Origin of the sequence: Streptomyces sp. 1-11, assembly GCF_007176755.1 — a bacterium.
Lineage (GTDB): Bacteria > Actinomycetota > Actinomycetes > Streptomycetales > Streptomycetaceae > Streptomyces.
Genome location: NZ_BJTV01000001.1, coordinates 174,831 through 195,354, shown reverse-complemented (window position 1 = coordinate 195,354; position 20,524 = coordinate 174,831). Strand labels below are relative to the sequence as shown.

General features: G+C 72.1%; 23 protein-coding genes. 13 read left to right on the top strand and 10 right to left on the bottom strand.

Features of this window, described 5'->3' with window-relative positions:
* The first annotated feature begins 28 nt into the window (after positions 1 to 28).
* A complete protein-coding gene (locus tag TNCT1_RS00850; RefSeq protein ID WP_143627060.1) occupies positions 29 to 1,159 on the top strand; it encodes a family 2 encapsulin nanocompartment cargo protein polyprenyl transferase in 1,131 nt (376 codons plus the stop codon).
* Positions 1,160 to 1,371: 212 nt separating this feature from the next.
* Here the strand turns inward: TNCT1_RS00850 and TNCT1_RS00845 are convergent, their stop codons facing one another.
* Positions 1,372 to 1,962: a TetR/AcrR family transcriptional regulator gene (locus tag TNCT1_RS00845; protein WP_143627058.1), complete on the bottom strand. Its 591-nt coding sequence runs from the start codon at positions 1,960 to 1,962 to the stop codon at positions 1,372 to 1,374.
* A 143-nt stretch (positions 1,963 to 2,105) separates the two neighbouring features.
* Here TNCT1_RS00845 and TNCT1_RS00840 point away from each other — a divergent pair, with 143 nt between their 5' ends.
* The 3 genes from TNCT1_RS00840 (at position 2,106) to TNCT1_RS00830 (ending at position 3,375) form a co-directional block, all read left to right on the top strand.
* Positions 2,106 to 2,690 carry a dihydrofolate reductase family protein gene (locus TNCT1_RS00840; RefSeq protein ID WP_143627056.1) on the top strand — a complete coding sequence of 195 codons (585 nt, stop codon included), beginning with the start codon at positions 2,106 to 2,108 and terminating at the stop codon, positions 2,688 to 2,690.
* Between the two features lie 26 nt (positions 2,691 to 2,716).
* The gene (locus TNCT1_RS00835) at positions 2,717 to 2,947 is read left to right on the top strand and encodes a hypothetical protein (RefSeq protein ID WP_143627054.1); all 231 of its coding nucleotides are present in this window, start codon (positions 2,717 to 2,719) and stop codon (positions 2,945 to 2,947) included.
* Between the two features lie 95 nt (positions 2,948 to 3,042).
* Complete coding sequence (locus TNCT1_RS00830; protein ID WP_143627052.1) at positions 3,043 to 3,375, top strand: DUF952 domain-containing protein; 333 nt, start codon at positions 3,043 to 3,045, stop codon at positions 3,373 to 3,375.
* A 51-nt stretch (positions 3,376 to 3,426) separates the two neighbouring features.
* On the opposite strand, the gene TNCT1_RS00825 is transcribed toward TNCT1_RS00830, so the two are convergent.
* Entirely contained in the window at positions 3,427 to 3,855 is a 429-nt protein-coding gene (locus tag TNCT1_RS00825) for a VOC family protein (protein ID WP_143627050.1), read from the bottom strand.
* A gap of 51 nt (positions 3,856 to 3,906) precedes the next feature.
* Positions 3,907 to 4,305, bottom strand: coding sequence for a helix-turn-helix transcriptional regulator (locus TNCT1_RS00820; protein WP_143627048.1), 399 nt, complete (start codon positions 4,303 to 4,305; stop codon positions 3,907 to 3,909).
* A gap of 39 nt (positions 4,306 to 4,344) precedes the next feature.
* Here TNCT1_RS00820 and TNCT1_RS00815 point away from each other — a divergent pair, with 39 nt between their 5' ends.
* Complete coding sequence (locus tag TNCT1_RS00815; RefSeq protein ID WP_143627046.1) at positions 4,345 to 4,881, top strand: GNAT family N-acetyltransferase; 537 nt, start codon at positions 4,345 to 4,347, stop codon at positions 4,879 to 4,881.
* Between the two features lie 368 nt (positions 4,882 to 5,249).
* Here TNCT1_RS00815 and sodN read toward each other — a convergent pair whose 3' ends face one another.
* Positions 5,250 to 5,645, bottom strand: coding sequence for a superoxide dismutase, Ni (gene sodN / locus TNCT1_RS00805; protein ID WP_143627044.1), 396 nt, complete (start codon positions 5,643 to 5,645; stop codon positions 5,250 to 5,252).
* A 144-nt stretch (positions 5,646 to 5,789) separates the two neighbouring features.
* On the opposite strand from sodN, the gene sodX reads away from it, so the two are divergent.
* Positions 5,790 to 6,224, top strand: a complete 435-nt coding sequence (sodX, locus tag TNCT1_RS00800) for a nickel-type superoxide dismutase maturation protease (protein WP_143627042.1) — start codon at positions 5,790 to 5,792, stop codon at positions 6,222 to 6,224.
* Here sodX and TNCT1_RS00795 read toward each other — a convergent pair.
* Positions 6,128 to 6,757, bottom strand: coding sequence for an ABATE domain-containing protein (locus TNCT1_RS00795; protein ID WP_143627040.1), 630 nt, complete (start codon positions 6,755 to 6,757; stop codon positions 6,128 to 6,130). The two genes, sodX and TNCT1_RS00795, sit on opposite strands and share 97 nt — an antisense overlap.
* Positions 6,758 to 6,857: 100 nt before the next feature.
* Between TNCT1_RS00795 and TNCT1_RS00790 the strand changes: the two genes are divergently transcribed.
* Positions 6,858 to 7,622 carry a trans-aconitate 2-methyltransferase gene (locus tag TNCT1_RS00790; RefSeq protein WP_143627038.1) on the top strand — a complete coding sequence of 255 codons (765 nt, stop codon included), beginning with the start codon at positions 6,858 to 6,860 and terminating at the stop codon, positions 7,620 to 7,622.
* A 75-nt stretch (positions 7,623 to 7,697) separates the two neighbouring features.
* Here the strand turns inward: TNCT1_RS00790 and TNCT1_RS00785 are convergent, their stop codons facing one another.
* From TNCT1_RS00785 to TNCT1_RS00775, 3 genes are read right to left on the bottom strand one after another with little or no spacing between them, the layout of a single operon-like run.
* A complete protein-coding gene (locus TNCT1_RS00785) occupies positions 7,698 to 8,501 on the bottom strand; it encodes an amino acid ABC transporter ATP-binding protein (RefSeq protein ID WP_281294062.1) in 804 nt (267 codons plus the stop codon).
* Positions 8,498 to 9,436 carry an amino acid ABC transporter permease gene (locus TNCT1_RS00780; protein ID WP_143627036.1) on the bottom strand — a complete coding sequence of 313 codons (939 nt, stop codon included), beginning with the start codon at positions 9,434 to 9,436 and terminating at the stop codon, positions 8,498 to 8,500. The genes TNCT1_RS00785 and TNCT1_RS00780 overlap by 4 nt, the downstream gene beginning before the upstream one ends.
* A gap of 37 nt (positions 9,437 to 9,473) precedes the next feature.
* Positions 9,474 to 10,433, bottom strand: a complete 960-nt coding sequence (locus tag TNCT1_RS00775; protein WP_143627034.1) for an ABC transporter substrate-binding protein — start codon at positions 10,431 to 10,433, stop codon at positions 9,474 to 9,476.
* Positions 10,434 to 11,000: 567 nt separating this feature from the next.
* On the opposite strand from TNCT1_RS00775, the gene TNCT1_RS00765 reads away from it, so the two are divergent.
* On the top strand, positions 11,001 to 12,221 hold the full coding sequence (locus TNCT1_RS00765) for an NADP-dependent malic enzyme (protein ID WP_143627032.1): 1,221 nt from the start codon (positions 11,001 to 11,003) through the stop codon (positions 12,219 to 12,221).
* 295 nt (positions 12,222 to 12,516) lie between these two features.
* Positions 12,517 to 13,482 carry a zinc-binding dehydrogenase gene (locus TNCT1_RS00760; protein WP_143627030.1) on the top strand — a complete coding sequence of 322 codons (966 nt, stop codon included), beginning with the start codon at positions 12,517 to 12,519 and terminating at the stop codon, positions 13,480 to 13,482.
* A gap of 87 nt (positions 13,483 to 13,569) precedes the next feature.
* Here TNCT1_RS00760 and TNCT1_RS00755 read toward each other — a convergent pair whose 3' ends face one another.
* On the bottom strand, positions 13,570 to 14,643 hold the full coding sequence (locus TNCT1_RS00755; protein ID WP_143627028.1) for a PadR family transcriptional regulator: 1,074 nt from the start codon (positions 14,641 to 14,643) through the stop codon (positions 13,570 to 13,572).
* 1 nt (position 14,644) lies between these two features.
* A complete protein-coding gene (locus tag TNCT1_RS00750; RefSeq protein ID WP_143627026.1) occupies positions 14,645 to 15,526 on the bottom strand; it encodes a DUF4097 family beta strand repeat-containing protein in 882 nt (293 codons plus the stop codon).
* A 219-nt stretch (positions 15,527 to 15,745) separates the two neighbouring features.
* On the opposite strand from TNCT1_RS00750, the gene TNCT1_RS00745 reads away from it, so the two are divergent.
* The 4 genes from TNCT1_RS00745 (at position 15,746) to TNCT1_RS00730 (ending at position 20,518) form a co-directional block, all read left to right on the top strand.
* Complete coding sequence (locus TNCT1_RS00745) at positions 15,746 to 15,925, top strand: DUF6104 family protein (RefSeq protein ID WP_003992906.1); 180 nt, start codon at positions 15,746 to 15,748, stop codon at positions 15,923 to 15,925.
* A 133-nt stretch (positions 15,926 to 16,058) separates the two neighbouring features.
* Complete coding sequence (locus tag TNCT1_RS00740) at positions 16,059 to 16,469, top strand: CU044_2847 family protein (RefSeq protein WP_143627024.1); 411 nt, start codon at positions 16,059 to 16,061, stop codon at positions 16,467 to 16,469.
* Entirely contained in the window at positions 16,466 to 19,036 is a 2,571-nt protein-coding gene (locus tag TNCT1_RS00735) for a trypsin-like peptidase domain-containing protein (RefSeq protein WP_308789262.1), read from the top strand. The genes TNCT1_RS00740 and TNCT1_RS00735 overlap by 4 nt, the downstream gene beginning before the upstream one ends.
* Positions 19,037 to 19,504: 468 nt before the next feature.
* The gene (locus TNCT1_RS00730; RefSeq protein ID WP_143627022.1) at positions 19,505 to 20,518 is read left to right on the top strand and encodes a MoxR family ATPase; all 1,014 of its coding nucleotides are present in this window, start codon (positions 19,505 to 19,507) and stop codon (positions 20,516 to 20,518) included.
* Positions 20,519 to 20,524: the final 6 nt, after the last annotated feature.

Genomic DNA, 20,524 nt, shown 5'->3' with positions numbered 1-20,524 from the left:
TCGTCCGTGGGTGTCACGAGGGGGAGCCATGGCCGATTTCATGACGGAGACCAGACAGCGCGCACCCGGACCGCGTGCACCGCGCGAGTCCACCGGCGGCGCCGTGGCCGGCCCGCCCGACGGGCAGGAGGCGACGGCCCTGCTGGAGCGGACCCGGGCCGTCGTGGACCCGGAACTGCGCGCGGCCGTCGAGTCGCTGCCCGGCTCGATGCGCCGGATCGCCCGCTACCACTTCGGCTGGGAGCACGCGGACGGCACGCCGGCGGCGGGCAACGCGGGCAAGGCGATCAGGCCGGCCCTCGTCCTCGCCGCGGCCGCGGCGCTCGGCGGACCGAGAGCGGCAGCGGCGGCCGTCCGGGCGGCCGTGGCGGTCGAACTGATCCACAACTTCACGCTGTTGCACGACGACGTGATGGACCGGGACGCCACCCGGAGACACCGGCCCACGGCCTGGACGGTGTTCGGCGACGCGGACGCGATCCTCGCCGGGGACGCCCTGCAGGCGCTGGCCCTGCGGCTGCTCGCCGCGGATCCGCACCCGGTCTCCGGGCAGGCCGCCGCCCGGCTCGCCGACTGCGTCGTCGAGCTGTGCGCCGGGCAGCACACCGACACCGCCCTGGAACGGCGCGCTCCCGAGGAGGTGACCCTGGACGAGGTGCTCGTCATGGCCGAGGCGAAGACCGGGGCGCTGCTGGGCTGCGCCTGCGCGCTCGGCGCACTGTACGCGGGCGCGGGGGAGGAGGAGGTGGCGGCGCTCGACGGCTTCGGGCGCCAGGCCGGGCTCGCCTTCCAGCTGATCGACGACGTGATCGGCATATGGGGGGACCCGCTGCGCACCGGCAAGCCGGCCGGTGCGGACCTCGCCGTCCGCAAGAAGTCCCTGCCGGTGGTGGCGGCCCTGACCTCCGGCACCCCGGCGGGGGCCGAACTCGCCGCGCTGTACGGGAAGCCGTACACCGAGGGGGAGGACGGGGACGGCGGGGAGATCGCCCGTACGGCCCTGGCGGTCGAGCGGGCCGGCGGCCGGGACTGGGCGCAGGCCGAGGCGGCCGACCGGATGGCCCGGGCGGTGCAGGAACTGGCCCGTGCCGTCCCCGCGCCGGAGTCGGCGGGCGGGCTGCTGGCCCTGGCCGAGTTCGTGACCCGGCGCAGCAGCTGAGCCGTCCGTCGTCCGACGGCCGGCCGAGGACCCCGGAACCACCGGGACCGTGCGGCTCCTGACCCCGCACGGTCACCGGGGTTCCGGCCCGGGCGGGCCCCGCGCACCCCCACCGTGCGCGGGACCCGCCGCTCCACCGTGCGCGGGACCCGCCGCTTCACCGTGAGCGGCGGCCTCCCGCTTCCGCGTGAATGAGCCGCTCTCCCGGGGGGCTACACCTCCGGTACGACCGTCGCCACGATCCGCTCGACCATGCCCTCCGGCACGCTCACGCCCTCCAGGGCCCCGTCCAGGACGCCGGGGAGGGTCAGGTGCTCCAGGATCAGACCGAGCATGGCCAGGTAGAGGACGGCGACGGTCTCGTCGCCGCCGGGCAGGCCGGCCGAGCGGTGGAACTCCATGCCCTGCTCCAGGTCCCCGCGCAGCGACGCGGTGAAGGAGGTCCGCAGCTCGGGGCGCCGGGTGGCCTCCAGTCGCATCTCGAACAGGGCCAGGTAGCCGGTGCGGTCACGGAGCGCGCGGCCCATCAGGTCCCGCATCAGAGCGGTGACCAGGCCCCGGTCGCGGGGCCCGCGCAGCAACTCGGCCAGCGGCCCGGGGTCCGGCGCGAGCCGCACGTGCAGCCGGGCGTCGATCTGGCGGAGCAGGTCGTCGCGGCCGGTGAAGTAGTTCGAGGCGGTACCGGTGGGCACGCCCGCCTCGCCATCCACGGCGCGGAACGTCAGCCCGCGCGCGCCCTCCCGAGCCAGGACGGCGATGCCCGCGTCCACCAGCGCAGCGCGCCGTTCCGGATTGCCCGCCATGCGGAACCTCTTCTCCCACTTCGCCCCGGAACGGAACCCGTCCCGGAAAGACCTTGCAACCACTACAACCGGAGTACTAAAAATGAACCACGACAAGCGTAGTGGTCATCCCGCCGCCGCGCAGCCTACGAAAAGAGATCCGCTTGCGAAAGCTCACGTACTTCATCGCCTGCTCGCTCGATGGCTTCATCGGCGACGAACAGGGCGATGCCTCCGCGCTGCTCCGCTTCATGGACGAGGAATACCTCGGCTTCCTCAGGACGGAGTTCCCGGAGACCCTGCCCACCCACGCCCGGGCGCGGTTCGGCTTCGACCACCTGGAGAACCGGCGGTTCGACACGGTCGTCCAGGGGCGCGGCAGCTACGAGCTGGCACTGAAGGAGGGCATCACCAGTCCCTACGCCCATCTGCGCGAGTTCGTCGCCTCGCGCACCCTCGGCGCCTCGCCCGACCCGAACGTCGAGGTCATCGCCGACGACGTGACCGGCCGCGTCCGTGAACTGAAGGCGGAGCAAGGGGGCCTGGACATCTACCTGTGCGGAGGTTCGCGGCTCGCCGGAGCCCTGCTCGACGAGATCGACGAACTCGTGATCAAGAGCTACCCGATCGTCTACGGCACCGGCATGCCGATGTTCGGCACCGGCCTGCGGATCACTCAGTTCGCCCTCGACTCGGTGCGCACCTTCGGCAACGGGGCGGTCGTGCGGACGTACCGCAGGGAGCGCTGAGCCCCCGTCCGCCCTACCCTGAGGACATGGACAGCGAGAACCACGTCTGTCCCGTCTGCGGACAGCCCGTCGACACGGTCGTCGGCCGGTACAAGACGCTGGGCGCCTGGGTGCCGAAGTGGGGCCCGGGCCCGTGCCGCAACGCCGACTGCGCGGCCCACGTGCGCCACGCCGAGCCCGGGTCCACGGCCACGGCCACCCCGGACACCGCGAGCGCGCCCTCACCGCCCGGCGGTACCACCGGCCGGCAGCCCTGAGCCGCGGGCCCCACGGCCCGGCGGGCCGGACGGCCGCCGGGGGTGGCCGCTCGGCACCGGTGCGCGGGGCCCGGCCGGGGCCGTAGCGTGGCCGCATGCCGAAGCTTCCGCACATCGTCCACATCACCGAGCGCTCGCTGTGGGAGGAGGCCCGCGCCCGCGGCGCCTACGAGGTGTCCACCCGCGGCCGCACCCTCCAGGAGGAGGGGTTCGTCCACTTCTCCACCCGTGAGCAGCTCCCGCGCATCGCGGCCCTCCTGTACGGCGGGTACGAGGGCCCGGACGAGCTGGTCGTGCTGGTCGTGGACCCCGCGCTGCTCGGCGTGCCGGTGAGGTACGAGGCCATGCCGCCGGACGGCGAGGAGTTCCCGCACGTGTACGGGCCCGTCCCGGTCCGCGCCGTGGTGGATGTGGAGCCATGGAGCTGACCACGGCGCCCTGACAGCCGCCGACCCGGGCCGATGCCCGGGCGGGTGGCTTCAGTTCGCGTCCGGGTCCGCGGGGCGCTGGAGGAACCGCAGCATGTTCCCGGCCGGGTCGCGGAACGCGCAGTCCCGCACCCCGTAGGGCTGGTCCGTCGGCTCCTGCAGCACGTCCCCGCCGGCCTCCCGGACCCGCTCGTAGAGCGCGTCGCAGTCGGTGGTGGTGAAGATGACGCCGCGCAGCAGCCCCTTGGCGAGCAGTTCGGCGATCGCCTGCTTGTCGGCCCGGGAGATGTCCGGGCTGGCGCCCGGCGGCTCCAGCACGATCTCCACGTCCGGCTGCAGGGGTGAGCCGACGGTGACCCACCGCATCCCCTCGAAGGCCACGTCGTTGCGGACCTCCATGCCGAGCAGGTCGCAGTAGAAGTGGAGCGCCTTGTCGTGGTCGTCCACGGCGATGAAGCACTGCTTGAGTTTCAGGTCCATGACCTCACGCTAGGCGCAGCCGGACCGCCGTGCCCGGAACTCCGGTGCGGATCAGTACGGACGGCGCCGCGGCCTGGTGAACGAGCGAGCCACACAGGACGGGATCACCGCGCTCTCCTCGTGGGAGCCGGCCCGGTAGGCGCTCGGCGTCCGGCCGACCAGCTCGGTGAACCGGGAGCTGAAGGAGCCGAGGGAGGTGCAGCCCACGGCGAAGCACACCTCGGTCACCGTCAGATCGCCGCGCCGCAGCAGCGCCTTGGCCCGCTCGACCCGGCGGGTCATCAGATAGCTGTACGGCGTCTCCCCGTACGCCTTGCGGAAGCTGCGCTGGAAGTGGCCGGGTGACATGTGCGCGCCGCGGGCCAGTTCGGCCATGTCGAGCGGCTCGGCGTACTCACGGTCCATGCGGTCGCGCACCCGCCGCAGCCGTACCAGGTCCTCCAGGCTCACACCGACAGCTTGGCACGGGGCGGCTGCGATACTCCAGCCATGAACACCGGGACGACGGCGAGCGGGCGAGGGACGGGGACGGCGGACACGGCGGACGTGGTGGACGCGCAGGCGCCGGCGTGCGCCGCGGACTGGTCGCTGCGGTCCGCGACGACCGCGGACGTCGAGACGATCGCCGAGCTGCGGGCCGCGGTCATGCGCGCGGACCTCGAACGCCTCGGACGCTACGACGAGCACCGCGTCCGGCAGCGGCTGCGGGACTCCTTCTCCACCCGGTACACGTCGGTCGTCATGAGCGGCGGCGACTTCGCCGGATGCGTCACGGTCCGGCCCGCCGGGGACAGGCGGTGGCTGGAGCACTTCTACCTCGCCCCGCACCACCAGGGCCGCGGGCTGGGTTCCGCCGTACTGCGGAGCGTGCTGGAGCGCGCCGACGCGCAGGGCAGGACGGTCGCCCTGAAGGTCCTGCAGGGCAGCGCCGCCCGCCGGCTCTACGAGCGCCACGGCTTCGTCGTGGAGGCCGAGGACCTGGTCGACGTCTCCATGGTGCGCCGGCCCGGCGGAGCCGGTAGCTGAGCAGCGCCGGGGAAACCTACTGACACCTCAACGACGCACTGCCTTGGGGGAACTTGATGAGCATCGTCACCGTCATCGTGGTGTGTGCGATCGTGGGCATGATCATCGGTCCGCTGACCGTGCTGTTCGTGGTGCGGTCACGACGCGGGGACTGACCGCCGATCCCCGAGGTCGCCGCCGGGCTCACTGCCCGAGCCAGGGCGACGGGCTCGCGGCCCTCACTCCTGGCCGCCGCGTTCTCCTCCGGCCGGGGGAAGAAGACCGCACCCGGGCCGTCACGGACGCCGTGCTCGGCGGCCTGCGGACCGGGTGCGGACAGATAGACCAGGCGATCGAAGAAATCGCAGGTCAAGTGGCATGACCGAAGATCAGGCCTTCTTGGTCTCCCAGAAGATCTTGTCGATCTGCGCGATGTAGTCCAGCGCCTTCTGGCCCGTCGCCGGGTCGGTGGACGCCTTGGCGGCCGAGAGGGCCTTCAGGGTGTCGTTGACCAGCTGGTGCAGCTCCGGGTACTTCTCGAAGTGCGGGGGCTTGAAGTAGTCGCTCCACAGCACGGAGACGTGGTGCTTCGCCAGCTCGGCGCGCTGCTCCTTGATGACGGTGGCACGCGTCTGGAAGTGCGGGTCGTCGTTGCCGGCCATCTTTTCCTGGACGGCCTTCACCGACTCCGCCTCGATGCGGGCCTGGGCCGGGTCGTACACACCGCAGGGCAGGTCGCAGTGCGCGCTGACCTTGACCTTGGGGGCAAACAGGCGGGAAAGCATGGAGCATTCCTTCCTCGTGATCGTCTTCTCAGGTGCGACATTACTCCCTGAGGGACCTGTTTTCGTGAGTGCCCCCTAGGGCTTAGGACAAAAGTCCAGGGTCACACTGGGACTGGTGGAGGAACGGACCGGGGAGGTACCGGGATGCCGGAGCTGTCGCAGGAGAGCGAGCGGGGGAGAGCCGGGGCGCCCTTCGGGCTGGCCGAGGTGACGGGTCCGTCCATGGTGCCCACGCTGCGTCACGGGGACCGGCTGCTGCTGCGGTACGGGGCCGTGGTCAGGCCGGGGAACGTCGTGGTGCTGAGGCACCCCTTCCAGCAGGACCTGCTCGTCGTCAAACGTGCCGTGGAGCGGCGCGAGGGCGGCTGGTGGGTGCTCGCCGACAACCCTTACGCCGGTGGCGACAGCACCGACTACGGGGTGGTGCCCGACGAACTGGTCCTGGGCAGGGCGTTGCTGCGGTACCGGCCGCTGCGGCCGGGTCAGCGTTCGCCGCTGGCGCTCGCGCGCTGGGTGTTCTCCGCGGCGAGGCCGCTGTTCACCGACCGGTCGGCCTCCAGGCGTTTGCGGGCCCGGTAGGCGGCCACGTTCGCACGTGTCGCGCAGCGGTCGGAGCAGTAGCGCCGGGAGCGGTTGGTGGACGTGTCGAGGTAGGCGTTGCGGCACGGGGCCGCCTCGCACAGGCCCAGCCGGTCGACGCCGTACTCGGTCAGGTGGAAGGCGAGGCCCATCGCCGCGATGGCCGCGTAGCCGGCGGTCGCGTTGGAGGGGTGGTCGGCCAGATGCATGTGCCACAGCGGGCGGCCGTCCTCGTCGCGGTGGTCGTGGCCGGAGATCTGCGGGCTGACCGGGAACTCCAGCAGCAGTGAGTTCAGGAGGTCGACGGCGAGGGTCTCGTCGCCCTGGTCGGCCGCCTCGAAGACCGAGCGCAGCCGGGAGCGCACCGAGCGGAAGCGGGTGACGTCGGCGTCGGTGGCGCGGCGGGCCGCCGAGGCGTTGACGCCGAAGAGGTCGCGCACGGCCTCCACGGAGGTCAGGGAGTCCTTGCCGCGGACCGGCTCCTCGCTGTTGACGAGGCGTACGGCGTAATCCGAGTAATAGGCCAGTTCCACTTGTAGTCCTTACGGAGGCGCTCTATGGTCGGGTCTGCGGTCGGGTAACAGCCGGTCGTGCATCCAGGGTATTACGCGTGCGAGGGGAGACGGGGTTTCCATGACCACCAGCACGGGCACCGGAACCGACTGGGCCGCCTGGCAGGAGAGCTGGGACCGGCAGCAGGAGTGGTACATGCCGGACCGCGAGGAGCGGTTCCGGATCATGCTCGACATGGTCGAGGCGCTCGTGGGCCCGGCGCCGCGCGTGCTCGACCTCGCCTGCGGCACCGGCAGCATCACCGCCCGGCTGCTGGCGCGATTCCCCGGGGCCACCAGCACCGGGGTGGACCTCGACCCGGCCCTGCTCGCCATCGCCCGGGGCACCTTCGCGGGCGACGACCGCGTCCGCTTCGTCGCCGCCGACCTCAAGGACCCCGACTGGCCCGCACTGCTGCCGTACGACTCGTACGACGCGGTGCTGACCGCCACCGCCCTGCACTGGCTGCACAGCGAACCCCTCGCGGCACTCTATGGACGGCTCGCGGAACTGGTGCGCGCCGGCGGTGTGTTCATGAACGCGGACCACATGATCGACGAGAGCACCCCGCGGATCAACGCGGCCGAGCGCGCCCAGCGGCACGCCCGCATGGATCAGGCCAGGCTGGACGGCGCGCTGGACTGGGCCGAGTGGTGGCGGCTGGCCGCCGAGGACCCGGTCCTGGCCGGACCGACGGCCCGCCGCTTCGAGATCTACGGCGAGCACGCCGACGGCGACACGCCCTCCCCGGCCTGGCACGCGCGCGTGCTGCGCGAGAAGGGCTTCGGGGAGGCGCGGCCGGTGTGGTGCTCGCCCTCGGACACCCTGCTGCTCGCGCTGAAGTGAGCCGGCGCCGGACGACGCGAGAGGGGCGGTACGGAAAGTCCGTACCGCCCCTCCTCCGTGAGGTTCCGCGCGCGCTCAGAGCACCTTGGACAGGAACGACTGGGTCCGCTCGTGCTGCGGATCGGTCAGGACGTCGCGGGGATGGCCGGATTCGACCACCACGCCCCCGTCCATGAACACCAGGCTGTCGCCCACCTCGCGGGCGAAGCCCATCTCGTGGGTGACGACGACCATCGTCATGCCGGACTCGGCGAGGTCGCGCATGACGTCCAGGACGTCACCGACCAGCTCCGGGTCGAGGGCCGAGGTCGGCTCGTCGAACAGCATCAGCTTCGGGTCCATGGCCAGGGCCCGGGCGATCGCCACCCGCTGCTGCTGGCCGCCGGAGAGCTGCGAGGGGTAGTTCCCGGCCTTGTCGGCGAGCCCCACCCGCTCCAGGAGCTGCATCGCGCGCTCCTTGGCCTGGGCCTTGGCGACGCCCTTGACCTGGACCGGCGCCTCGATGACGTTCTCGGCGGCCGTCATGTGCGGGAACAGGTTGAAGCGCTGGAAGACCATGCCGATGTCCCGGCGCTTGAGCGCGACCTCGCTGTCCTTGAGCTCGTACAGCTTCCCGCCCTTCTGGCGGTAGCCGACCAGCTCGCCGTCCACGTAGAGACGGCCCGCGTTGACCTTCTCTAGGTGGTTGATGCACCTCAGGAAGGTCGACTTGCCGGAGCCGGAGGGGCCGATGAGGCAGAACACCTCACCCTGCTTGACCTCCAGGTCGATGCCCTTGAGTACCTCGACGTGGCCGAAGGACTTGTGAACGCCCTCCGCCTTGACCATCGGGGCCGTGCCCGCGGGGACGGCGTCGCTCTTGCTCAGCTTGTCGGTCATGCCATGCCTCCCTTCGGCCGGCCCAGGGAGAGCATGTTCGCCCTGACCTTCTGCCATGGTGTCGCCGGCAGCTGGCGGCTGGAACCGCGGGCGTAGTAGCGCTCGATGTAGAACTGGCCCACGCTCAGCACCGAGGTCATGATCAGGTACCAGGCCGCGGCGAGGAAGTACATCTCCACCGGGGCGCCGGAGTTCTGGCCGATGTCCTGGGCGAAGCGGAACAGCTCGGGATACTGGACGGCCGCCACGAGCGAGGTCGTCTTCAGCATGTTGATCACTTCGTTGCCCGTCGGCGGGACGATCACGCGCATCGCCTGCGGGATGACGATCCGCCGCAGGGTCTTGCTGTGGCTCATGCCGAGGGCGTGCGCCGCCTCGGTCTGGCCCTCGTCCACCGCGAGCAGGCCGGCCCGGCAGATCTCCGCCATGTACGCCGCCTCGTTCAGACCCAGGCCGAGCAGCGCCGTCAGCAGCGGCGTCATGAAGTTCGACCAGTAGTCCTTGTAGAACGGCATCAGGTTGATGTACTCGAAGACCAGCCCGAGGTTGAACCAGAGGAAGAGCTGGACCAGGACCGGGGTGCCGCGGAAGAACCAGATGTAGAACCAGGCGATCGACGAGGTCACCGGGTTCTTCGACAGCCGCATCACGGCGAGGACGATGCCGCCCACGATGCCGATCACCATCGACAGGACCGTCAGCAGGAGGGTCTTGCCGACGCCGGTCATGATCCGGTCGTCGAAGAAGTAGTCCGGTACCGCGTGCCAGTTGATCTGGCCCTGGCTGAACGCGTAGATGATCGCGACGAGGATCGCGATGGCGATGACGGCGGTCACGTACCGCCCGTAGTGCCGGACCGGGATCGCCCTGATGGCGTCCGGGCCGGCCGAGGGAGTGCGCTGCTCCCCGGCCGTCGGCTTGTCGATGTCAGTCACGGGTGTTGCCTCTCGGTGGCCGCTGCGGGTCCGCGGGTCACTTGCCGCCGTTGATCACGGACTGCTTGACGGCGCCGTCCCCCGCGCCCCACTTCTCGAGGATCTTGCCGTACTCGCCGCTCTTGATGACGGCGTCCATCGCGGCCTGGAGGGCGTCCCGGAGCTGGGTGTCCTTCTTGGCCACCGCGATGCCGTACGGCGCCGCCTCGACCTGCTCGCCGACGACCTGGAAGTCCTTGCCGCCGCCGGAGGTCTTCACCGCGTACGCGGCGACCGGGAAGTCGGCGGACACGGCGTCCGCGCCGCCGGAGCGCAGCCGGGTCTGGGCCTGCTGGTTGTCGTCGAAGGCCTCGATGGCGAGCTTCTTGCCGCTCGGACACTTCTTGGCCTGCTCCTTGGCCAGGTCCTCCGACGTGGTGCCGCGCTGGACGGCGAGCTTCTTGCCACAGAGGTCGTCCCAGGTCGTGATGCCCTTGGTGTCGCCCTTGCGGGTGTAGATGGAGACGCCGGCGGTCAGGTAGTCGACGAAGTCGACGCCCTCGCCGACCTTCTTGCCGGTGTCGGGGTCGACGCCCTCCTGGCGGTTCTTGTTGTCCGTCATCGCCGACATCGCGATGTCGTAGCGGTCCGAGCGCAGACCGGTGAGCAGGCCGTCGAAGGTGCCGTTCTCGAACTGGAACTTCACCCCGAGCTGCTTGCCCAGGGCCGCCGCCAGGTCGGGGTCGAGCCCGACGACGTTGCCGGAGTTGTCCTTGTACTCGACCGGGGCGTAGGCGATGTCCGACCCGACCCGCACGACGCCGCTGCTGCGGATGTCCTTGGGCAGCTTGGCGGCCAGCGGGGCGCTGCCGGCGGACGAGCTGCCGGAGTCGTTGCCGCTGTCCTTGGTCTGGTCACCGCAGCCGGTGAGCAGCAGGGCGCCTGCGACCGCGATCGCACCGACCGCAGCTAGCCGGGAGTGCGCGGCGGTCGTACGACGGGTGGAGCTTGCGGTCATGGTGGTTCCTCCGGCGGGTGGAGAGAGCTGCCGATGGGTCGACGGAAACACACACACTTCGGGTGTCGCGACCTCGTGGGTTTACGGCATCTTGCCATTGGGGTTCGCCCATTCAGGGGAGTCGCAATGTCAAAATCGGATAACGGGTGATCCCCCAACTGCGCCAGGACGGCCCTCCCCGGCCCCACGCCCCGGACCATCTGCGGGGATCCAGGCCGGCGGCCGTAAAAACTTCGTCGCGTCTCACCATGTGGTCGGCAAAGACCGTGGCTTTTCCCATCCCGCAGGGCCCTTGCCAGGGGTGTGGCGGTCCTGTCAGCCGCGTGTCATCACCGTGTGGCTTTCTGGTTCCCAGATGTGACCTTGCACCTAATGGACTCGTCGTCAGCGCCGTCCGTCCGGTAAGAAGGTTCTTTACACCCCTCATCCGGGGCTCAGGGCGCGTGTGCGGCGCGCCCGTCGCGCAGTCGTCCGTACGCATCAGTAACCGGGCCTGCGCGGTGCCCGCCCACCCCTCACCAGGAGTGGTCGACCCTCAAACCATGCATACCTAAGGGGTAAGACAAAGTGGCAGCGGAGATCGTCAATCCTCGCAGCGACAACACAACGGATCAGGACGGGGCCGAGCCCTTCGATTCCTTCGATCCGGCGTTCGCGCTTCATCGCGGCGGCAAGATGGCCGTGCAGGCCACCGTTCCGGTCCGCGACAAGGACGACCTTTCCCTCGCGTACACGCCCGGCGTCGCGCGCGTGTGCACCGCGATCGCGGAGCAGCCGGAACTGGTCAACGACTACACGTGGAAGTCCTCGGTGGTCGCCGTCGTGACCGACGGCACGGCCGTGCTCGGACTCGGGGACATCGGTCCCCAGGCCTCCCTCCCCGTCATGGAGGGCAAGGCGATCCTGTTCAAGCAGTTCGGCGGGGTCGACGCGGTGCCCATCGCGCTCGACTGCACGGACGTCGACGACATCGTCGAGACCGTGGTCCGGCTCGCTCCCTCCTTCGGCGGAGTGAACCTGGAGGACATCTCGGCGCCCCGGTGCTTCGAGATCGAGCGCCGGCTGCAGGAGCGCCTCGACATCCCGGTCTTCCACGACGACCAGCACGGCACCGCCGTGGTGACCCTCGCGGCGCTGCGCAACGCGGCCCGGCTGAGCGGCCGCGAGATCGGGCAGCTCCGGGCCGTCATCTCGGGCGCCGGCGCGGCCGGTGTCGCCATCGCCAAGATGCTGGTCGAGGCCGGCATCGGGGACGTGGCCGTGGCGGACCGCAAGGGCGTCGTGTCGGCCGGCCGGGAGGACCTGACGCCGGTCAAGCGCGAGCTGGCCTCCTTCACCAACAAGGCCGGCATCACCGGGTCGCTGGAGGACGCCCTGGCGGGTGCGGACGTGTTCATCGGCGTCTCCGGCGGCACGGTCGCGGAGGCGGCGGTCGCCTCCATGGCCGAGGGAGCCTTCGTGTTCGCGATGGCCAACCCGAACCCGGAGGTCCACCCGGAGGTGGCGCACAAGTACGCGGCGGTCGTCGCGACCGGGCGCTCGGACTTCCCGAACCAGATCAACAACGTGCTGGCCTTCCCCGGCATCTTCGCGGGCGCGCTGCAGGTGCGGGCCACGCGGATCACCGAGGGCATGAAGATCGCCGCCGCGGAGGCGCTGGCCGCCGTCGTGGGCGACGATCTCGCCGCCGACTACGTCATCCCGTCGCCGTTCGACGAGCGGGTCGCTCCCGCGGTGACGGCCGCGGTGGCGGCCGCCGCCCGCGCCGAGGGCGTCGCGCGCCGCTGACACGGCACGGTCATGGCCCCGCCCGTCCCGGGCGGGGCCATCGCCTTTGCCCGGCCGGCCGGTGGCGTCCTCACCCGGGGCGCCGTCCGTCCCCGCTCCTCGGTCCCCGGCCGTTCGGCAGCCCGTCCTTCTGCCCGCAGCCGCCGTCGGACGGCCGCTTCGGGAAGCGGTGCGGGGGACGGCGCCGGGGTCGGCGCGGACGGGGCTGCGCCGGTCGGGTGCCCTTGCGCAAGAGGGCATGTGTCACAGCCCCACGCGGTTCCGCGGGCCGCGCGACGCACCTATCGTCGAGCCCATGTTCGCTGCCTACGCCGCCCGAATCGACCGCGACCAGCCGCTCACCGGACTCGAGTTGGGGGAGCGTCCGGCCCCCGGGGCCCGGCCCGGCTGGAGCACCGTGAACGTCCGCGCCGCCTCCCTCAACCACCACGACCTCTGGTCCCTGCGCGGTGTGGGCCTCGCCGAGGACAAGCTGCCGATGATCCTCGGCTGCGACGCCGCCGGGATCGACGAGGACGGCAACGAGGTCGTCCTGCACTCCGTCATCGGGCAGAGCGGCCACGGGGTGGGCCCCACGGAGCCCCGCTCCATCCTGACCGAGCGCTACCAGGGCACGTTCGCCGAGCAGGTGGCGGTGCCGACCTGGAACATCCTGCCCAAGCCGAAGGAGCTGTCCTTCGCGGAGGCCGCGTGCCTGCCGACCGCCTGGCTGACGGCCTACCGGATGCTGTTCACCAACGCCGGGGTGCGGCCCGGCGACTCGGTCCTCGTGCAGGGCGCGGGCGGCGGCGTCGCGACGGCCGCGATCGTGCTGGGCAAGGCGGCCGGGCTGCGGGTCTTCGCGACCAGCCGGGACGAGGCCAAGCGCAAGCGGGCGCTGGAGCTCGGCGCGGTCGAGGCGGTGGAGTCGGGAGCCCGGCTGCCGCAGCGCGTGGACGCCGTCATCGAGACCGTGGGCGCCGCGACCTGGTCCCACTCGGTGAAGTCCCTGCGGCCCGGCGGCACGCTCGTCATCTCCGGCGCCACCAGCGGTGACCGCCCCTCGCACGCCGAACTCACCCGGATCTTCTTCCTCGAACTGAAGGTCGTCGGCTCCACCATGGGCACCAAGGACGAGCTGGAGGACCTGCTGTCCTTCTGCGCCGCCACCGGCGTACGCCCCGTCATCGACGAGGTCCTGCCGCTGGACCGGGCCCGGGAAGGCTTCGAACGGCTGGCGTCCGGCGAGCAGTTCGGGAAGATCGTCCTGACGAACGAGTGATCCCGCCCGTCGGTGGTGTGGCCCGGGGAAGCGGCCGGCCCTGGTCCGCCAGCGGGCGACGCCACCGGCGGACCGGCCCCCGGAGGGTCAGACCCTCGGGCGGCGCAGTATCGCGCCGATGTTCGCCGCCGCCGCCGACAGGTGCCGGCGGGCGTCGTGGAGCTGGTCGGCGGTGACGCCGTGGTCGCGGGCCGCGTCGCGGATGTCGTCCCGGAAGCGGTCCAGCAGGCGGTCCAGGTCGCGGGCCGGGTCGCCGCTGGGGGGCTCGTGCGACCAGGACGGCTCGTACTCGGCCGGGAAGTCCTCCGGGGTCATGGAGTACTCCGGTGCCGCCGGAGCCGACTTGCGCGGGCCGGTGCCCGCCTGCTCCGCGGGGCGGCCGAAGCCGTGGTCCCGGCCGAACTCCTTGCCGTACTCCTTCCCGAACTCACCGAACTCCTTGGCGAGTTCGGTCAGGCCGTCGCGCACGCCGGTCGGCCAGTCGCCGCGGGCGAAGTGGTCCTGCACACGGTCCTGGACCCGGCGGGCGATGCGCTGCATCTCCTCCTGCGCCTGGGCACGCGCCCGTGTCTGGGCCTCCTGGGCCTGGTGGCGGGCCCGCTGGGCCTCCTCGCGCGCCCGGCGGCTCTCGTCCTTGGCGCGGCGGGCCTGCTCCTTCCACTCCTGCTTGACCCGGCGCATCTCCTCCTTGGCGGCCCGCCAGGCCTCCTTGTCACCGAGGTCACCGCCCTCCCCGGAGGGCCCCGGCTCACCGCCGCCCTTCCCGGAGCCCCGGCGGGCCTCGGAGGCGGCGGCGCGCATCTCGCGCCGCAGGTCGCCGGCCGCACCGCGCACGTCGGCCTTTATCTCGGCGGCCAGCTCCGCCACCGACTCGCGGATCTCCAGCTCCAGATCGGCCAGCTCGCCGCTCCGGTCGGCGAGTTCGGCGCGGCCGGCGTCCGTGATGGCGTAGACCTTGCGGCCGCCCTCAGTGGTGTGCGTGACCAGGCCCTCGCCCTCCAGCTTGGCCAGCCGCGGGTAGACCGTGCCCGCCGAAGGGGCGTACAGGCCCTGGAAGCGCTCCTCCAGGAGCCGGATCACCTCGTAGCCGTGGCGCGGTGCCTCGTCGAGCAGCTTGAGCAGGTACAGGCGCAGGCGGCCGTGGGCGAAGACGGGGGGCATGTCAGAGCACCTTCTTGTCGGTCGTGCCGTCGGCGGGGGAGCCGGCGCCGGTCTCGCGGGGGGTGTGGGGCTCGTCCTCGCCCGGCGGGCGGCGCAGCAGGGCGATGGAGCCGGACACCGTCGTGGCCCTGAGCTTGCCGTTGCCCGCGCCGAGCCGGCCGGTGATCTTGTGTGCGCCCCACTGGCCGTGCACGCGCAGTCCGTCGAAGGCGTTGGAGATGGTGCCGCTCGCGGTGTTGGCCTCGACCTCGGCGTCCGCCGGGTGCGGCAGGCGGATCGCGATCTCGCCGGAGACGCTGGTCAGGCCGATGTCGGTGGGGCCGTCCGGGTCCAGGTCGATGATCATGGAGCCGCTGACCGAGTCGGCGCGCACGGAGGGGCCCGAGCCCTCGACCACGGTCAGATCGCCCGAGACGGAGTTGAACCGAAGGTCGCCCGTGACGGCCTGGGCCTCCAGGTTGCCGGACACGGTGTCGGCGCGGACCGGGCCGGAGAGGCCGACCAGAGTGGTGTCGCCGGTGACGCCCTTGATCACCGAGGGGCCGTTTATGCCGGAGACGACCGCGCCGGCGCCGACCACGCCCACCTCCACGCGGGTGTCGGCGGGGACGGCGAGGGAGACGACCGCGCTGCGGCGCCAGCCCTTGCGGTCCAGCCACTTGAGGAAACCCTTCCACGGCAGGTCGTCGTAGGCGACCGTGAGGGTGCCGCCCTGGTTGGTGACGATCAGGGGTGGGCCCTCGATGTCCGTGACTTCCAGGCGGGCGGAACCCTCGTCCGTGCCGACGACGTTCACCGTTCCGTTGACGATGCGGACGTGCAGGTCGCGTACCGGGGTGTCGAAGGTCAGCTTCTGGGGTTCGGCGATGGACCACTCGGACATGGGGCCTCCTTGGCCGGACACGGACACGCCATATCGCGTCTTCTGAGAAACACGATATATCGTGGATGGGGAAAGTCAAGGCGCCTGTTCGTGCCGACGGGGGCGCTGGGCTCGGGGCGTCCGAGGGCGGGTGGCTCGGCGTGTCCGGGGGCGGGTGGGGAGTGCTTAGGCTGTAGGAGGACCCACAGGGGCTGGGTGGAAATGCAGGAGAGGCAGTTCATGTACTTCACCGACCGCGGGATCGAGGAGCTGGAGAAGCGGCGCGGCGAGGAAGAGGTCACCTTCGAGTGGCTCGCCGAGCAGCTGCGCACGTTCGTCGATCTCAACCCGGACTTCGAGGTGCCTGTCGAGCGGCTCGCCACCTGGCTCGCCCGCCTCGACGACGAGGACGACGAGTAGGACGAGCAAGGCGAGCAGGACGGTGGCGGCGAGGGTGACGAGCGATCCGTGACGACGCGTGTCGTCCACAGCCCCTCCCCCTCTCCTGTCGCCGGAGTTAGCCTTCTTCTCCCATTCGGTGAACGGGGGCGTCATGGGTGGAGGAGTGCAACGCGTACGGCTCGACGACGGAACGGTCGTCTGGGCCAGGCTCGGTGCGGGGGACGAGGGGGCGCTCGACGAGAGCGGTTACTGGGACACGGGGCTCGGTGACCGCGTCGTCGACATGGCGGGCGGGCTGGCCGACACGGTGGGTGGCGTCGTGCGCTCCTTGCGCGCCGGTCTGGACACACCCGCGGCGGTCGAGGTCTCGGTCAGCTTCGGGATCGAACTGACGGCGCAGTCCGGCCGGATCGTGAGCGCCATCGCGCAGGGCGGTGGGAAGTCGTCCCTGACGGTGTCCCTGACCTGGACCGAACCGGCAGCGGCCGCGGACGGCACGGACCCCGCGGCGCCCGGCGGCGGCGTCGTACCGCAGCGCTCGCCGGCCCCCGGCCCCGCATGAGCGCCTTCGACGAGATGGTGCGCCCCTCCCTGGCGCGCATCGGCGCAGCGGGTGACGGGTATGCAACGGACCGTGACCCGTACTGGGGCTCGGGGTTCTTCGTGGCCCCGGGCTGGTTGTTGACCTGCGCCCATGTCGTGGGGAAGGGGGGAGCCGCGGTGTGCCGAGGGGAGAACGTCTTACGCGTGACCTGGCAGGAACGCACCGACGAGCCCGCCGCCGACGCCTGGGGGGAGCGCTCGGGCACCGGGACGGCCGTACTGCTCGCGCCGCGGCCCGAGGACCCGGACTCGCTCCGTGACCCCTGGCCGTTCCCCGACCTCGCGCTGGTCCGGGTCGAGGACGCGGAGGACGTGCGGTGCCTCTGGCTGGGCGACCGGGAGCCCGGGGCCCGCGCCCCGCTGGGGCTGTACGGCTGGTCCCTGCAGACGGGCGAGCTGGGTGTCCGGCACGGTACCGGCGAACTCGCGGGTTCCGACGCCCGCGCGCTGCTGCTCGGCGGCAGTCTGCCGATCGGCGGACTGTCCGGCGGGCCCGTGCTCGACCTGCGGCAGGGCTCGGTCGTCGGGGTCATCAAGGGCCGCCGCCGCGAGGAGGGCGTCGCCGTCCCGGTCACCGCGCTGCACGAGCTGCTCGACCGGCGCGACACCGCCGGGGTCCTGCGCGAGGTGCTGCGCGCCCATGACCGGCACCATCTGAGCCTCCTCGACGACCCGTCGCCGTACGCGAACTGGACCACGCTCCAGGCAGGCCTGTCCGCGCTCGCACCACCCGTGTCCGGCATCACCGCCGAACTCCGCGCCCGGCTCTACGCCCACCTCGCCGAGCTGCCGCCGCCCGCCGGAGCGGGAGAGATCGTCCACCTGGTGGAGGAGGTCAAGGAGCGGGTGCGCGGCGAACGGCTGCGCTCGCTGGTGCCGCGCAACGTGCGTACCTGGCGCGAGGGCGCGGCCCTGTTGTACGGACTGCGCACCCTGGACTCGGAGGGCGGCGGCACGCTCGTCGATCTCGACGCCGTCCTGCTGTACGCGGCGGTGGTGCTGCGCAAGACCGTGCGGGAGCGCCCCGGTGAGACCGACCCGGCCCGGCTCGGCGCGTTCACCGAATGGCTGGGCGCGCAGGCCGGACGGCATCGGCACTGGGCCGTGGGCGGGGCGATCCGGGGACTGCTGGAGGGGATCGACGGCCGGGGGCCGGACGGCGGACCGGCCGGGCGCCCGGCGGACGCTAGGGTCGTGGGCGCGGGGAACGGGCCGCCGGACGGAGTGAACGAAGCGCCTCACGAAGCATCCGACGAAGCGCCGGACGCCCGGCGCACCGCGGCGGCCGCACCGGCGACCTCGGCCACGCCGGAAACGGCGGCCGCACCGGGGACCTCGGCGGCACCGGGGACCTCGGCGGCACCGGGGACCTCGGCGGCATCCGGGACCACGGCCGCGTCCCCGACCGCGCTCACCGCCCCAGCAGGGTCCGCACCTCCGGTCGCGTACGGGCTCCGGGCCGCGTCCGAACCCTCCGCCCTTCCCGGTCCCCGGTTCGTCGTCCGCGAGTCACCGCCCGTGGCCGCCGGGACGGTGACCGCCGGCCGTACCGACGTCCTGGTCAGGATCGGCGCGTCCATGTACGGCGGGCTGCACCCCTGGAGCGTGGAGCTGATCCACGACGGACTGGACGTCACCCCGGTCGCCGCCGACGACCGGGGAGCGCGCGTCGAAGAGCTCGCGGCGGTGCTGCGCGCCCCGCTGGACCGCGCGCTGAACCTCGGGGACCACGGTGAGCACCTGGCGGGGATCGAGGTCTTCCTGCCCCGCAAGCTGTTCGACCTGCCGGTGGACGAGTGGCAGCTCCTGCCCGAGCAGCCAGGCGCCTTCCGGGCCGGGGACCGCGGCCACCGCGACGGCCTCGGCCGCTCGCACGGCGAGCGCGCTGCAGGCGATGACGGCGGTGATGGCAGTGATGGCGGTGACGACGATGACGACGACGACTTCGTGGACGAACGGTCGATGCCGCTCGGCATGCGCCGGACCGTCGTCATACGGGACCTGCGGCGCAACGAGCGGCCGCCCGCCCCGGAGTGGCGCAAGCGCTGGCGGGGCGTGGCCGGCGGCCCGCTCACGCACGAGCCGCTGCACGGCCGGTCCCCGGCCGACGGCCACGTGGCCGCGGCCCGCTCCGCGAGTCCGTACCTGTACTACAGCACCCTGTCGGTGCTGGACCACGCCAGTGTCCCGGTCTACTGCGGACCGGTGGCGAGCGGGGAGGGGCAGGCGGCGATGAGGGAGGCGCTGATGGCCGGCCATCCGGTGGTGCTGTGGCGCCGGGACGGGCACGACCACGACGAGTGCAAGGACTTCTACGAACAGGCCGCTCATGTGGTGGGGGCCGCCCGGCACGCCGAAGGACTGCACGAACCGGTGCGTGAACTGCGTATCCGGCTCCACGACCCGGAGTCGGCCCGGGCCCGGGGACTGCACGGAAAGCTGGCGGTGCTGTTCGACCCGCCCGACCGCCCTCCGCGCGCCGGCGGGACGATGCGGCCGCCGCCGCTCGCCGCTCCCGACGGCTGACCCGTGCTGCCATGGAGGCTGCTCCGCGGAACGACTTGCCGACTCGCCGACTCGTGGGCTCGCCGACACGCCGGCCGGCCCACGGCCGAGCGGAGTCCCGGTCCGCAGCCGACGAGGCGGCCGGTCCGGTGGCCGTCCGGCGCCGATCCGCAGCCGACGGGGCGGCCGGTCCGGCAGTCGCTCTGGCGGCCGTCCGGCGCCGATCCGCAGCCGACCTGGCAGCCGGTCCGCGGCGCCCCGGAGCCGATCAGGCCGCCGGTCGCGCGTCGATCCGCCGGCCGAACCCGCGACCGAGCCGTCCGGCTTTCCCGAACGCACTGTCAAAGTCCCTCTGGCGCACGGCTGTTCGGGGGCCGGAAGTGAACGCCGGGCCGTCCGGATCTCGGCATACACGGCCGCCTGAAGGTAGCCTCGTACGTCGAATGGCCGGGCCCGCTGCATGATCACCGGATCTGGGAGGAGCCCAAGGTGAACGACTGGCGGATCTACAGCGGAGTGGGTCAGCCGCACGACGGCATGCGGCGGTTGCCGCCCCCGCCGCCCTGGCGCGACTTCACGGCCTCCCGCGGGGATGCGGAGGCCGGCACCGAGGACCCCAGCAGCGCCCGCAGGCTCGGCGTCCGCCGCCGTCTGGTGGAGAGCTACGCGCCCCGGCCGGCCGAGGTGGACGCGGTCAACGCGGCCCTGTACCTGCGTCGGCCGCTGCTGGTCACCGGCAACCCGGGCACCGGCAAGTCGACCCTGGCGTACGCCATCGCCCATGAGCTCGGGCTCGGCAAGGTGCTGCGCTGGCCCATCGTCAGCCGCACCACCCTCCAGGACGGCCTCTACCGGTACGACGCCATAGGCCGGCTGCAGGACGTCCAGCTCGAACGGGCCCGCGGCGCCCAGGGCGAGACGGCCGCGCCCGGCATCGGTTCCTACGTCCGGCTCGGCCCGCTCGGCACCGCGCTGCTGCCCGCCGAACAGCCCCGCGTACTGCTCATCGACGAACTCGACAAGAGCGACCTCGACCTGCCCAACGACCTGCTCAACACCCTGGAGGAAGGCGAGTTCTCCATCCCCGAGCTGGAGCGGCTGGCCGACCGTGAACCCGTCGTCGAGGTGCTCACCCACGACGGCGACCGGGTGGCCGTGCACGGCGGGCGCATCGCCTGCACCGCCTTCCCGGTGATCGTCCTGACCTCCAACGGCGAACGCGACTTCCCCGCCCCGCTGCTGCGGCGCTGCGTCCAGCTCGAGCTCGACCCGCCCGGTGAGGAGCAGCTCACCGCGATGGTCGAGGCGCACCTCGGCGCGGACGGTGTCGCCGGCGGCGCGGACCTCATCCGCAGGTTCCTGGAGCGCGAACCCGGCGAGGTGCTCGCCGCCGACCAGCTCCTCAACGCCCTCTTCCTCACCCGGCACGACCCGCGTGCGCAGAGCCTCACCCGGGAGCGGATCGCCGAGATGCTCATGCAGCCGCTCGACCGTACGAGGTGAGGGACG

Coding starts and splice junctions, on each gene's coding strand:
- TNCT1_RS00850 (WP_143627060.1), top strand. CDS start 29: ATGGCCGATTTCATGACGGAGACCAGACAGCGCGCACCCGGACCGCGT.
- TNCT1_RS00845 (WP_143627058.1), bottom strand. CDS start 1,962: ATGGCGGGCAATCCGGAACGGCGCGCTGCGCTGGTGGACGCGGGCATC.
- TNCT1_RS00835 (WP_143627054.1), top strand. CDS start 2,717: ATGGACAGCGAGAACCACGTCTGTCCCGTCTGCGGACAGCCCGTCGAC.
- TNCT1_RS00830 (WP_143627052.1), top strand. CDS start 3,043: ATGCCGAAGCTTCCGCACATCGTCCACATCACCGAGCGCTCGCTGTGG.
- TNCT1_RS00825 (WP_143627050.1), bottom strand. CDS start 3,855: ATGGACCTGAAACTCAAGCAGTGCTTCATCGCCGTGGACGACCACGAC.
- TNCT1_RS00815 (WP_143627046.1), top strand. CDS start 4,345: ATGAACACCGGGACGACGGCGAGCGGGCGAGGGACGGGGACGGCGGAC.
- sodN (WP_143627044.1), bottom strand. CDS start 5,645: ATGCTTTCCCGCCTGTTTGCCCCCAAGGTCAAGGTCAGCGCGCACTGC.
- sodX (WP_143627042.1), top strand. CDS start 5,790: ATGCCGGAGCTGTCGCAGGAGAGCGAGCGGGGGAGAGCCGGGGCGCCC.
- TNCT1_RS00790 (WP_143627038.1), top strand. CDS start 6,858: ATGACCACCAGCACGGGCACCGGAACCGACTGGGCCGCCTGGCAGGAG.
- TNCT1_RS00785 (WP_281294062.1), bottom strand. CDS start 8,501: ATGACCGACAAGCTGAGCAAGAGCGACGCCGTCCCCGCGGGCACGGCC.
- TNCT1_RS00775 (WP_143627034.1), bottom strand. CDS start 10,433: ATGACCGCAAGCTCCACCCGTCGTACGACCGCCGCGCACTCCCGGCTA.
- TNCT1_RS00760 (WP_143627030.1), top strand. CDS start 12,517: ATGTTCGCTGCCTACGCCGCCCGAATCGACCGCGACCAGCCGCTCACC.
- TNCT1_RS00755 (WP_143627028.1), bottom strand. CDS start 14,643: ATGCCCCCCGTCTTCGCCCACGGCCGCCTGCGCCTGTACCTGCTCAAG.
- TNCT1_RS00750 (WP_143627026.1), bottom strand. CDS start 15,526: ATGTCCGAGTGGTCCATCGCCGAACCCCAGAAGCTGACCTTCGACACC.
- TNCT1_RS00745 (WP_003992906.1), top strand. CDS start 15,746: ATGTACTTCACCGACCGCGGGATCGAGGAGCTGGAGAAGCGGCGCGGC.
- TNCT1_RS00740 (WP_143627024.1), top strand. CDS start 16,059: ATGGGTGGAGGAGTGCAACGCGTACGGCTCGACGACGGAACGGTCGTC.
- TNCT1_RS00735 (WP_308789262.1), top strand. CDS start 16,466: ATGAGCGCCTTCGACGAGATGGTGCGCCCCTCCCTGGCGCGCATCGGC.